Origin of the sequence: Methylobacterium brachiatum (assembly GCF_020523825.1) — a bacterium.
In the GTDB taxonomy this organism is placed as follows: domain Bacteria; phylum Pseudomonadota; class Alphaproteobacteria; order Rhizobiales; family Beijerinckiaceae; genus Methylobacterium; species Methylobacterium brachiatum.
In genome coordinates this window covers 250,940-263,848 of sequence record NZ_JAJALK010000008.1, presented here as the reverse complement: position 1 = coordinate 263,848, position 12,909 = coordinate 250,940, and the positions used below count along the sequence as shown (strand labels likewise).

The 12,909-nt window shown below is 67.8% G+C and carries 9 protein-coding genes; 5 read left to right on the top strand and 4 right to left on the bottom strand.

What is annotated here, in order from left to right:
- Nucleotides 1-3: 3 nt before the first annotated feature.
- The 4 genes from LGR69_RS32225 to pucL form a co-directional block, all read right to left on the bottom strand.
- The gene (locus LGR69_RS32225; protein ID WP_412768913.1) at nt 4-180 is read right to left on the bottom strand and encodes a hypothetical protein; all 177 of its coding nucleotides are present in this window, start codon (nt 178-180) and stop codon (nt 4-6) included.
- A 528-nt stretch (nt 181-708) separates the two neighbouring features.
- The gene (locus tag LGR69_RS19285; RefSeq protein WP_230367016.1) at nt 709-1,863 is read right to left on the bottom strand and encodes a tetratricopeptide repeat-containing glycosyltransferase; all 1,155 of its coding nucleotides are present in this window, start codon (nt 1,861-1,863) and stop codon (nt 709-711) included.
- A gap of 638 nt (nt 1,864-2,501) precedes the next feature.
- Nucleotides 2,502-3,986: a methyl-accepting chemotaxis protein gene (locus tag LGR69_RS19280; RefSeq protein WP_230367015.1), complete on the bottom strand. Its 1,485-nt coding sequence runs from the start codon at nt 3,984-3,986 to the stop codon at nt 2,502-2,504.
- Between the two features lie 779 nt (nt 3,987-4,765).
- Entirely contained in the window at nt 4,766-5,608 is an 843-nt protein-coding gene (pucL, locus tag LGR69_RS19275; protein WP_230367014.1) for a factor-independent urate hydroxylase, read from the bottom strand.
- Nucleotides 5,609-5,756: 148 nt separating this feature from the next.
- Between pucL and LGR69_RS19270 the strand changes: the two genes are divergently transcribed.
- The 5 genes from LGR69_RS19270 to LGR69_RS19250 all read left to right on the top strand — a co-directional run bounded on the left by LGR69_RS19270 (nt 5,757) and on the right by LGR69_RS19250 (nt 12,832).
- Complete coding sequence (locus LGR69_RS19270) at nt 5,757-6,584, top strand: FAD binding domain-containing protein (protein ID WP_230367013.1); 828 nt, start codon at nt 5,757-5,759, stop codon at nt 6,582-6,584.
- Complete coding sequence (locus tag LGR69_RS19265; RefSeq protein ID WP_230367012.1) at nt 6,581-9,313, top strand: molybdopterin-dependent oxidoreductase; 2,733 nt, start codon at nt 6,581-6,583, stop codon at nt 9,311-9,313. Before LGR69_RS19270 ends, LGR69_RS19265 begins: the two co-directional genes overlap by 4 nt.
- The gene (locus LGR69_RS19260; RefSeq protein ID WP_230367011.1) at nt 9,313-10,659 is read left to right on the top strand and encodes an NCS2 family permease; all 1,347 of its coding nucleotides are present in this window, start codon (nt 9,313-9,315) and stop codon (nt 10,657-10,659) included. Before LGR69_RS19265 ends, LGR69_RS19260 begins: the two co-directional genes overlap by 1 nt.
- 521 nt (nt 10,660-11,180) lie before the next feature.
- Nucleotides 11,181-11,471 carry a hypothetical protein gene (locus LGR69_RS19255; RefSeq protein WP_230367010.1) on the top strand — a complete coding sequence of 97 codons (291 nt, stop codon included), beginning with the start codon at nt 11,181-11,183 and terminating at the stop codon, nt 11,469-11,471.
- Between the two features lie 104 nt (nt 11,472-11,575).
- Nucleotides 11,576-12,832: a hypothetical protein gene (locus LGR69_RS19250; protein WP_230367009.1), complete on the top strand. Its 1,257-nt coding sequence runs from the start codon at nt 11,576-11,578 to the stop codon at nt 12,830-12,832.
- Nucleotides 12,833-12,909: the final 77 nt, after the last annotated feature.

Genomic DNA, 12,909 nt, shown 5'->3' with positions numbered 1-12,909 from the left:
CTGTCACCCCAGACGAGTGCGCCAACTTCTTCGCTGCCGCAGGATACGACCCAGATTAAACCGAAAACGCTCTAGCCGCGCGCACAGCGCGTGGAGGAACAGCGCGGACTGCGCCTCGTAGGTCTGCCGAATCCGGTCGGCCTGTGCCGTCATGGCATGCGAGCGCTGGTTGCCGCCCATCCGCTTGGCTCGCACGCGACTTTCCCGTGCGAACCCTTCGTGCGGGCGTACCGCATCAGCTGGACCGATCCGGAAACGCCCGAGCGCGACTCCCGTCCTCAATCGAAGCCACCGCACGCTCGCGCCGATCGATAGGGCTGACGGCATCGCGCTCCGCGCTTGTAAGCCCGTCCAGTGCCTCACTTACGAGCCAGACCGCCTAACCCTCAGCAATTCAAACCGCCCGGGGACAGCTCAAAATGCCCGACCGTGCAGCTCAGTTCTCGACCCGCCCGCGGCCCACCTAGCGAGGGCGAGTGAGGCTGCGGCGGAACCGGGACGACCTCAAGTCCAAGATCGTCGCGGCGAAATCGCCCACACATATCGAGCAAAATTCGCTCGGCAAATTCGAATCTAGTCTATCATCGACCTCCGGATCCACTCGCCATATCGAGGCTGCAGTTTCGACTGCGGCTGATGCGCAGAGACGTTATATCAAACGTCATCTCTCGATCCGTCATAAGAGTGGCGATCGGACTCACGGCAGTCCTAATCAGAAAAATGCCAGTTCGGCTCAAAGACAGAAGTGAAAGCAGAGTGATTGGCACCCCAAGCGGGATCGACCATTTTCGCGAGCGCCTTACGAGCAAGGCTCACACGTTCCAGTCGATTCTCGTGTGGAAAGTCCGGGCACCCGAGCGTGGCGAGGCAGGCTGACAGGCACGCCCGGTACTGCCCTGTGTTGAAAGCAATTACCGCGAACTTGTCTTGCAATCCATAATTGTACATCCAGGGACGAAGGAAGAGTCCGTCCGATGGCACCGGTAATTCGAGTCCTGGCTCTGCGTAATGGTAAGCCTCAACGTAGCGCTTTTTGTCTTGGCAATACCGACAGGCATGCCAGCGCGCTTCGACACGGCGTGGGTTTACCGCGATAGCTTTGTCAAGCGTGGCGATAACATCATCGAACGGATGATCCAGAGATTCCATCAGCAATGCAGCGTTCATAAAACTAATGTAGATTTCCTCGGTCCAAAATCCAAGCTCGGTGCGCTTCAGATAAAGTTCAATAGATTTACGAATTTCACCGCAATCTCGATAACTATTAGCAAGATAGAATGTGTATCTAGAGATCAAAAACGGATCTTTTTCGGTTTTCAATGCCTTTTCGAAAACCTCAGCGTCTCTCACATAAGTGTTTTCGTCGCGTCGGCGCGCCCCATCATGCCCTCGACGCATCGCAATCGGCAATTTTCCAGTCCACACCGGTGTCTTGCATTGAGCAATTTCATGCAAGACACCGCGATAATGCCACGGAAAATTGTTGTTGAACAATTGTGTGCGCGGATAATGGAGATTCGTGTCATGAATCTGCATGTCGTAGCCTGGAGCATCCAGGTCTGGCATCGCGAAGCCAGGCGCGACGGGCAGCTCGGTGTCCGGAATTATCAACTCGTCGTCCGCATCGATGACGAGCGTATAGTCGCCATGCCGCCGGGCAAGATCCAGGGCTTCGGTGCGGTTGTAGGCGAAATCGACCCAGGGGCGCTCCACCAGGGTGCCCGGAATATCGGCCATGGCGGCCCGGATGATGTCCTGCGTTCCGTCGGTCGAGCCGGTGTCGACGATGATCCAATGATCAATAACCGGCTTCACAGAATCGAGGCAGCGTCGAATAACCGGCGCCTCGTTCTTGACGATCATCGACAAGCATATCTTTTGACCGGACGGAGTCATCTTCGAAACATTTCCTGACGCAAGGACAAGCAGGACCCGGTGACGTGATTCCAGCTTGTACCGTGGAGCCGGGACTTTCGCAAAGCGCGCGAACGTCGATGGACTGTGAATGTTCCGCCTTACGCAGGTCGCTGTGCCGCGATTTGAGGCTATTGTCTCCGCAATCCATGCATCATGACGCGATAATGCGTTATTTTAACCAAATTAAATTAAATTATACCGAGGCATGACGCCTGAAGTGCGATGAATTGAAGGCCCGGAAATTTCGAAACAGTCGATCGGCGCAGCAGTCCGGTCTGGCGTGCCCGACAATCGCGCTCATTCGACGTTGTGCTTCATGAAGCGGCTCGTGGGCGGTGCTGGACGTGCCGGCACCGCTCGCCGAAACGCCGGCCGGCTCCGCTGTAATGGTTACGGCGTTCAGCAGAGAGTTAAATCCAGCCGATCCGCGTGGGTTCAGGGTGATCGTGAACCGCCGATTCAACCGGGTCTTTTCCGGGAAACATGTCGTCCGTGGCGCGGCGACACCTCGCCGCTACCCGGCGAATCGCCGGCGCTTCGGATCCATCCCTTCCGAAACGCCGGCGATTGCTGGACCGATCATCTCACCCCACGGCGCGCGAGGCTTCCCGGACCTGTCGGGTCGCGCGATCGACCTGCTCGGTGGCCCGGGCGATCGTGTCCATGCCGGCCGCGATGCTGGAAACGCCGTGCGAGGCCGTCTGCATGCTGCCGGACATCTCGCGGGTCACCGCCGACTGCTCCTCGACCGCGGCCGCGATGGTCGAGGATACCTCGTTCAGCGTCCGGATCGTGCCCTGGATCGTATCGATTGCGTCCACAGCCTCCCGCGTGGCCGATTGGGTCGCGGCGATCTGGCCGCGGATCTGGTCCGTAGCCCGGCCCGTCTGCTCGGCGAGGGCCTTGACCTCCGAGGCGACCACCGCGAAGCCGCGGCCGGCTTCCCCGGCCCGAGCCGCCTCGATCGTGGCGTTGAGCGCCAGCAGGTTGGTCTGCGCCGCGATGCCGGCGATCAGGCCGACCACGTCACCGATCTGGGTGGCTTGATCGCTCAGCCCGGCCACGATGCTGCCGGTGTGCTGCGCCTGGGTCACCGCTTGCCCGGCGATCGAGGCCGCGTGGCTCACCTGGCGGCTGATCTCGTTCACCGAGATTGAGAGCTGCTCCGCGCCCGAGGCGACCGCCTGGATGTCGTCGGACACCCGACCGACGGTATCGGCGGCCGTCCCGGTCTGCCGCGTCACATCCGTGACGGCCTGCCCGATCGCGTCGAGATCGGTGTCGATCGCTTCCCGGGCCTCGGCCCGGCGCTGGCGTTCGCGGACCTGCGCGGTGATGTCGGTTGCGAACTTGACCACCTTGATGGGCCGACCATTGCCGTCGCTGATCGGGTTGTAGGTCGCCTGGATCCAGATTTCCCGCCCGCCTTTCCCGATCCGCCGATACTCGGCGGACTGGAATTCGCCCCGTGCCAGCGCCGCCCAGAACGCGCGATAGGCCTCGCTGGACCGCTCCGCATCCGTGACGAACACGCCATGGTGGCGGCCGACGATCTCGTCCGCGCTGTAGCCGACCGCGTCGAGGAAGTTCTGGTTGGCGCTCAGGATCGTCCCATCGAGCGCGAAGGCGATCACCGCCTGCGAGCGGTGAAGGGCGGCGATCTGACCGTCGAGGTCGAGGGCGCGCAGCTTCTGCGCCGTGATGTCGGTGGCGATCTTGACGATCGTGGTCGGCTTCCCGGCCCGGTCGAGAACCGGGACATAGGACGCCTGGATCCAGACTTCCCGTCCGTCCTTGCCGATGCGCTTGTACTCCGCATTCTGGAAGGTCCCGGCCCGCAGCTTGTCCCAGAATTGCCGGTACGCGTCGCTCTCGCGCTCGACCGGGTCGACGAACAGGCTGTGGGGGCGCCCCCGGATCTCGCCGAGCGTGTAGCCCATGACCGCCAGGAAATTCGCGTTGGCGTCCAGGATCGTGCCGTCCAGGGCGAACTCGATCGTGGCCAGCGACCGATCCAAGGCCGCCCATTTGTCCCGTTGGCTCCGTCCACCCGTCAGGTGATCGAACATCGTTTCCTCCAGATGCGCAGGCCCGTCGCACGGCACAGACCGGCATCGCCATGCGGGATGCCGGCGGCGGGCCCGCCCCAGCATCGGCAGTCTTGGGATGCCAGTAACCGAGGCGCCTTGATCGCAGGTTAAATCGCCGAACCCGTCATAAACTATGACAAATCCGATTCCGTTCGAGCATTTCCAAGAAAAAAATCGCAACCGCACGCAGCGGTTGCAGGCTCGAACTTTGACTTTTGTCTCAACCCGGCAGCCGATGGATGCCTCGGTGGGGCGGAACGACTACCAAGACACCGGATTTTATAACGTGTGATGGTTTACGCCATACTCTGGCTGCACGCGATCCGCTGTTGTGGCGGCGTGCCATACGAATGGCGTGGTCGGCCTGGACGGGACGCCGCTCATGCGTGCGCGACGATCGCAGCCCCGCCCGACCTGTGATGCCGCACCATGCGCCGCTGCACGGGGGAGTGCGAAGGCTTGCAACGTGTCCGTGCATGGGCGCTGGCAGGTCGCGCACGGCATCACAGCACGCGTCACGGGAATGTGAGGCGGACGGCTCCGAATCCCGCACCTTTGGGGTCGGCACAGCCATCCCGGCGGCGGCGGCGCGGAACCTTAGGCTCCGCGTTCTCGGAGGCGCAGAAGCGACACAGCCCGCATCGCGGACGGATCGGTCTCGTGCCTTCAGCCGGTGCTCGTCCGCGTCTGCCTGATACGAATTCAGGCACGCGCCGCGCGGTAGCGCCGACCCCGCCGGGGCGACGCCCGACCGCTTGTCAGTCGGCTCGGCCGATCGTCGCCTCGATCCGGCCATGGGGCTCGTCGGTGGGCAGGAACACCGTACCGGGATTCTCCAGACCGAAGGGTCTCAGGTCGATCGGCACGTAGTGCTTGTTCGGCATGACGAAGGCGATCTCGGCCACCTCAGGGACGGCCGCGAGCGCGGCCTCGCCCATCCGGTACATGCTGTCCTGCACGCCTCGGCTGTAAGTCGTGCCGAAGACCGTGAGCAACGTCGCGAGGATCCGGGCATTCGCGACCTCGTAATCCGCCGGGGCGGCCGACCAGGTCCAGGTTGCGTCCATGCTGGTGGCGGCGATGCGATCGGTGGCGTCCGGGAGCGTCCGGTAGCCGTCCGCGACGAAGCCGGCCCAGCCCGATTGGGTGGTCTTCATGAAGGTGTAGCCGCGGATCCCGGACCTCAGGATCGATCCGGACCGGGTCACCTCGAGACCCACATAGCCGGACCCATTCCCGTCCCGGGTGAAGGTGTGGCCGTGCGGCACACCGTCCACCGCATGGCGCTGCCAGCGGGTCTCCTCGGCCTCGATCGTCACGGTCTCCACCTGCGGATAGGTCTCGAGCAGGACCTGCGCCACCGCCACCGCGAAGCCTTCCGCGTCGAGGGAGAGGTTTCTGGCCGCCGTGACGTTGACGATGTTCTTCACGCTGTCGGTGGCGATGCAGGCGCGGTTGTCGCCCTCGGTCCAGGCGGCGTCGAAACGCCCGGTCAGGAGCACGGAGAGCGTCAGCTCCCGCGGGACATGGTGGTCGCCGGAGCGGGTCAGCCGCATCACCCGGACCCGGTCCTTGCCGTATCGCGATGCCGTCAGAGCCATCATGATCCCCGAGTGGACGCCCCGAGCGGGGCCGTGCGGAGCGGGAGCTTAGGGTGGGAGCGGGCGCTTCTCCAATGCGGGGCCCCGCATCGGCAGACATATTGCTAGCCTGACCGGCATCCTGCCGGGAGGATTCCAGGGAGCGGCCGTGGACCTCAACACGATCGAGACCGTCATCCGGCCCCGCGCCCGGGCCGACCTGCCGGACTGGCGCGCCGGCGATGCCTGCCTGGCCGGCGGGACCTGGCTGTTCTCGGAGCCGCAGCCCGAGATGCGGCGTCTCGTCGACCTGACGGCGCTCGGCTGGCCGTCCCACACCGTCGCGGCCGAAGGTTTGACCCTGGCCGCGACCTGTACCATCGCCCAGCTCGATCGGCTGGAACTCCCGCCGGACTGGATCGCCGCCTCGCTGTTCGGGCAATGCTGTCGGGCCCTGCTCGGATCGTTCAAGATCTGGAACGTCGCCACCGTGGGCGGCAACCTGTGCATGGCCCTGCCGGCCGGGCCGATGATTGCTCTGGCCGCGGCCCTGGAGGCGACCTGCACGATCTGGGCGCCGGACGGGACCGAACGGCATCTGCCGGCGGCGGATTTCGTGGTCGGGCCGCAGCGGAATGCGCTCCGCCCGGGGGAGATCCTGCGCAGCCTGTTCCTGCCCGCGGCCGCTCTGGCTCGCCGCGCCGCGTTTCGGCGCATCAGCCTGAGCCCGAACGGCCGGTCCGGCGCGCTCCTGATCGGCACGCGCGGCTCGGGCGGCGCCTTCGCGCTCACCGTTACGGCCTCGACCCGACGGCCCCTGCGCCTCGCCTTCGCCACTCTTCCGGATCCGGACACCCTCCATCGGGCGCTCGCCGACGCGATTCCGGACGACCTCTGGTACGACGACGTGCACGGAACGCCGGACTGGCGCTGCCACATGACCGTGCACCTCGCGCAGGAGATCCGCGCGGCGCTGGCCGACGAGGTTTCGGCATGAGGCTCACGATCAACGGCCACGCCCATGCCGGCGCGCCGCGCCCCGGACAATGCCTGCGCACCTACCTGCGCGAGGCCGGCTGGTTCGGGGTGAAGAAGGGGTGCGACGCCGGCGATTGCGGTGCCTGCACGGTCCATCTCGATGGCGAGCCGGTCCATAGCTGCCTGCTCCCGGCGTTCCGCGCCGAGGGACGCAGCATCACCACCATCGAAGGCCTGGCCGGGCCCTGCCGGCCGGAGGATCCCGTCCCCGACGCCGTGCACCCGATGCAGGCGGCCTTCCTGGCGGCGCAGGGTTTCCAGTGCGGGTTCTGCACGCCGGGCATGATCATGACCGCCGCCACCCTCGATCAGGGCCAGAAGCGGGATCTCGGCGCCGCCCTGAAGGGCAATCTCTGCCGCTGCACCGGATACCGCGCCATCCGGGACGCCATCGCCGGGATCGCGCATCGCGACACGGCCATGAGCGGCGATCCGGTCGGCCGGAGCCTGCCCGCCCCGGCCGCCCCCGAGGTGGTGACTGGGCGCGCCCGCTTTACCCTCGACGCGCCGCCGGCCGACGCGCTCCATCTCAGGGTCCTGCGCTCGCCCCATGCCCATGCCCGGATCGTGGCGATCGACACCGCGGAGGCGGTCGCGATCCCGGGCGTCGTCGCGGTCCTGACCCATGCGGATTCACCGCAGCGCCGGTTCTCCACCGGCCGCCACCAGGACCCGCGCGACGACGCGGCCGACACGATGGTGCTCGATCCCGTCCTGCGCTTCGTCGGCCAGCGGGTCGCCGCGGTGGTGGCCGAATCCGTGGCGGCCGCGGAGGCCGGATGCCGGGCGTTGCGGGTCACCTACGCGCTGCGTCCCGCGCTCCGCGACCCGGACCTGGCGCTGAATCCGGACGCGCCGAAGGTCCACGATCCGGTGGACCGGCCGGGCCACGATGCGCCGCCTCTGATGCGCCACCCGAACCTGGCGGCCGAAGTCCATGGCGCGATCGGCAATGTCGCGGCGGGCTTCGCCGAGGCCGACGTGGTGTACGAGGAAACCTTTCGCGCGCAGCGGGTCCAGCACGGTGCCCTCGAAACCCATGGCTGCGTCGGCTGGCGCGATCCGGACGGACGCCTCACGCTTCGGACCAGCAGCCAGGTGCCGTTCCTGACGCGCGACGCCCTGTGCGATCTGGTCGGCCTGGAGCGGGATTCCGTGCGGGTGGTTTGCGGCCGGGTCGGGGGCGGCTTCGGCGGCAAGCAGGAGATGCTGACCGAGGATCTGGTGGCGCTGGCGGTCCTGCGCACGGGCCGGCCGGTGCTCTGGGAGCTGACCCGCCAGGAGCAGTTCACCGCCACCACCACCCGCCATCCGATGCGGCTCGCCGTGAAGGTCGGCGCGCGCCGGGACGGCCGCCTGACCGCGATCAGCCTCGACGTGCTCTCGGATACGGGGGCCTACGGCAACCATGCCGGCGGCGTGATCCACCACGGCTGCAACGAGGTGCTGGCCGTCTATGCCTGCCCGAACAAACGGGTCGACGGCTACGCGGTCTACACCAACACGGTGCCGGCCGGCGCCTTCCGGGGCTACGGCCTCAGCCAGACGATCTTCGCGTTGGAATCGGCCCTGGACGAGGTTGCCCGCGCGCTGGCGATCGACCCGTTCGAGCTGCGCCGGATCAACGCCGTGCGGCCGGGTGACCCGATGGTGTCGAACAGCCTCGAGCCGCACGATGTCGTCTATGGCAGCTACGGGCTCGACCAGTGCCTCGACCGCGTCCAGCAAGCCCTGCAGGCCGATCCCGGACCGGAGCCGGAAACCGGCTGGCGCGCGGGCACCGGCATGGCGATGGCCATGATCGACACGATCCCGCCGCGCGGCCACCACGCCGACGCGCAGGTCAGCCTGGAGCCGGATGGTGGCGTCACCGTGCGCGTCGGCACCGCCGAATTCGGCAACGGCACCGCCACGGTGCATCGCCAGATTGCCGCCTCGGCGCTCGGCATCGCGGCCGACCGCGTCCGCGTCGCGGGCGCCGACACCGATGCGGTCGGCCATGATACCGGCGCCTATGGCAGCACCGGAACCGTCGTTGCCGGCCTCGCGGTGCTGCGCGCGGCCGAGGCGCTGGCGATGCTGATCCGCCGGCGCGCCGCCGCGCTGACCGGTGCCGCGCCGGATGCGTGCCGGCTCACCGGCGGCGCGGTGGAGACGCCAGGCGGCCCGCTGGCCCTCGCAGCGCTCGGCCCGCTCGCCGCGGGCGGCCGGGCGGATGGCAGCCCCCGCTCGGTGGCGTTCAACGTCCAGGCCTTCCGGGTGGCGGTCCATCCGGTGAGCGGCGCGGTCCGCATCCTCCGCAGCATCCACGCCGCGGATGCCGGCACGGTAATCAACCCGATGCAGTGCCGCGGCCAGGTCGAAGGCGGCGTCGCGCAGGCGATCGGCGCCGCGCTCTACGAGGATCTTGCGATCGACGCCGCCGGCCGGGTCGTCACGCAGGCGCTGCGCGACTATCACATCCCGGCCTGCGCCGATGTGCCGGACACCGAGGTGCTGTTCGCGCACACCCATGACAGCGTCGGGCCGCTCGGGGCGAAGTCGATGAGCGAGTCGCCGTACAATCCGGTGGCGGCGGCACTCGGCAACGCGATCCGGGACGCCACCGGGGCCCGGCTCACCGCCACGCCGTTCGCGCCCGACAGGATCTTCCGCGCCGTGATGGCCGGCGTGAGCGGGGACGGGTGATGGACATCAAGCGCGACGCTGCGATCCCGGGGCCGGATCGGGCAGGCTTCCTGGAACGTCGGTTCCGGCTCGCCGAGCACGGCACCACCGTGCGCACGGAGCTGCTCGCCGGCCTCACCACCTTCCTGACGATGGCCTACATCGTCTTCATCAACCCGAGCATCCTGGCCGATGCCGGCATGCCCAAGGGCGCAGTGTTCGTGGCGACCTGCCTGGTCGCGGCGCTCGGCTCCCTGGTGATGGCGCTCTACGCCAACTACCCGATCGCCCTGGCCCCCGGGATGGGTCTCAACGCCTATTTCGCCTACGTGGTGGTGCTCGGCATGGGCTTCACCTGGCAGGCGGCGCTCGGGGCGGTGTTCATCTCCGGCCTGTGCTTCCTGGTGGTCACCCTCACGGGCCTGCGCGCGATCATCGTCGAGGGCATCCCGCGCTCGATGCGGATCGCGCTCACGGTCGGGATCGGCCTGTTCCTGGCCGTGATCGCGCTCAAGAACGCCGGCATCATCGCGGCCAGCCCCGCGACCTTCGTGACGCTCGGCGACCTGCACAAGCCGGGGACGGTTCTGGCGGTGATCGGATTCCTGATGGTCGCCGCGCTCTCCGCCCGAAAGGTGAAGGCGGCGCTCCTCAGCAGCATCCTGACCGTGACGGTCCTGAGCTTCTTCTGGGCCGGCAACGCCTTCCAGGGCGTCGTCTCCCTGCCGCCCGCGATCACCCCGACCCTGTTCGCCCTCGACCTCTCCGGCGCGCTCTCGGGCGGCCTGCTCCACGTCGTGCTAGTGCTGTTCCTGGTCGAGCTGTTCGACGCCACCGGCACGCTGATGGGGGTTGCGAGCCGGGCCGGCCTGCTCACCGACGGCCGGATGCAGCGGCTCGACCGGGCGCTGATGGCCGATTCCGCCGCGATCTTCGTGGGCTCGCTGCTCGGCACGTCGAGCACCACGGCGTATCTGGAGAGCGCCTCCGGGGTCGCGGAGGGCGGCCGCACCGGCCTCACCGCCGCCACCGTCGCGGTGCTGTTCCTGGCCTGCCTGTTCTTCGCGCCGCTCGCGGGCGCCGTCCCGCCCTACGCGACCGCGCCGGCCCTGTTCTACGTCGCCTGCCTGATGCTGCGCGAGCTCGTCGACCTCGCCTGGGACGACCCCACCGAGGTGATCCCGGCCTGCGTGACGGCCCTGCTGATGCCGTTCACCTACTCGATCGCCACCGGCGTGGCCTTCGGCTTCATCACCTACGCGGCGCTGAAGCTGCTGACCGGCCGGGCGCGCGAGGTGAAGCCGGTCGTCTGGGTGATCGCCGCCCTGTTCCTGTTCAAGTTCGTCGAGACCGGCGGCGCGCATTGACGCCAAGCGGCGGCGCGACGATCTCTTGGCCGGCCTGCAACGGAAAGGCGCTCGCTACACCGCGCCGCCATTCCATTCCGCGCCGCTCCGGGCGGCCATTCCGAGGCGCCGAAGTGGCAAACGCGCCTCCGCTCCACGGCCCAGTGGTGGCGGCCGCGTTTCTCGCTGATCCCGAAGCCCTGATCCGCAATGCCGGGCAGGATCCGGTTCGCTCAGCACGCGCCGACGGGGACCGGCGTCATAAGCCCTGTCGGCCTGCAGCGTGTCGTGACCAATCCCTGCTCCGGACCTCCGCTTGAGCGACGATACCGGACTGCATGCAGGCGGAAGTTTGGAAGCACATTTCCGCCCCCACATACTAATCTTCCCCCGTCCCGGAAGCGGACGATAGACCCGCCGGATGGAGAGTCGCGTGAGTATCGACGGACGGAAAACTCTGGCTGCACAGTCGTATCAGGCGCGGTGTTGTCGGTTCGAGAGACCGATACGCAACTTGACTTTGGAGACGACTGACTATGCGCATGCACGGCACCCTGAATTCCACGACGTTCCGTAACAACACGGCCCCACGGGGGCTCTTCATCTTCGGATCCGCGGATCAGCCCGCCCGGCCCGGCGATCTGCCGCCCTATCACGCGCATGGGCGCGCAGCCCTGGCGAATGCCCTCGACGAAGGGCTGATGGCCGATGAGGTCGCCCAGATCCTCGATGGCCGAGAGATCGTCGACGCGTTCCCGGTCTGGCGCGGCGAGACGCCGTCCGCTTACGCGGCGCGAGCGGTCGCCGAGATGTTCGTCGCCTACCTGCAATAGGCTCTGCCGGCTCCCCGCCTTCGAACGCCCGACAGCGCAGCGACCGCTCCAGAGCGTCCCCGCGACCGGTCCCACGCGCGACGACCCGGGCTGGAGTATCCGCCATGAACACGATGCTGACGTCCGGGTGGGCTCACCCGGCGAAGGCGCTTCTGCGCGTCGCCTTGATGGGCGCCGCCTGTTTCGCTGCGATCGCGCCGCTGGAAGACGGGGCGGTGTCCGCCGCCGTGCCGGCGCGTGCCGTCCAAGCCGAACGGCTCGATGACGGATCGCCCGAAGTGGCAGCGCGCGTGGCGCTCGGCCCGGGGGGCCGGGATATCCGGTTGGCCGGCGACCTGATCGAGGGTGTCGCGGCGCGGGTGGCGGCGCTGCTGGCCGCGAATCCGGGCGTGGAACGCATCCATCTGACCAGCGATGGCGGCCTGGTCGATGAGGCTGTGGCGCTCGGAGCGCTGGTCGCGGAACGGCGGCTCGCGACCTACGTGCCCGATGCCTGCGCCTCGGCCTGCACCCTCGTGTTCGTCCGCGGCCGCACGCGCTACCTGGCGACGGGGGCGCAACTCGGATTTCACGCCCCCTACGAATTGGGACCGGATGGCCGGATCGAGACGGTCGACCCAGCCGCCGAGCGCGCGGCGTATCTCGCGGCGGGCCTGACCTCGGATTTCGTGACCCGGACTCTGTCGGTGGCGCCGGCGGATATCTGGATCCCCGAGCCGTCCCGGCTGCGCGAGGCGGGCGTCGTGACCGAGATGGTCGGGAGCGACCGGTTCCCCGACTCGACCCTCGACGCCGATCCCAGTCCGCAAGCGGCCCGAGCGGAAGTGCTCCGCAATCTCCCGATCCTGTCCAGTCTGGATCCCGGGGCGGTCGATGCGATCGCCACCTGGTATCGCGACGGGTATCTGGCCGGCCGGACGGAGGCGGAGGCCCTTGCCGGTCTGCGCGAACGGGCATCGGCGGCGCTGCGGCAGCGGTTGCGCGTTGTCGATGACGCGAGCATCCGTACCCTCGGGCGCCTCGTCCTCGCGAATAAGGCGGAAGCGGAAACCTGTCATGCCCTGGCGCAGGGCGACCTCGTCGCGCTCGACGAGGCCCTCAGGCGCGTTCGGGCCGGCGCCCCCGGCCTGGCGTCGCTCCTCGCGCGGCGTTCGTCCAACATGCCGGCCGTGAGCCCTGTCGACGATATGCCGAGCCGCGCCGCGTCGCTGGTTCATCGCGCGGCGCAACCCGCCTGCGCGAAGCCGATCGCGGCGCTTCGCCGTGCCCTCGCGCATTCACGGCCCGGCGCGGCAGGGTCCCTGCGGGCGATCCTGCTGGGCGATCCGCCGGCGACGATCGCCAGCGCGGCCCTGCCTTGATGGCCGCCGCAGCCGATCGTCCGTGAGCGGCGCGGCCCTCGCAGACCGATCGGCCCTCCCCTCCCCGTCACATGCAG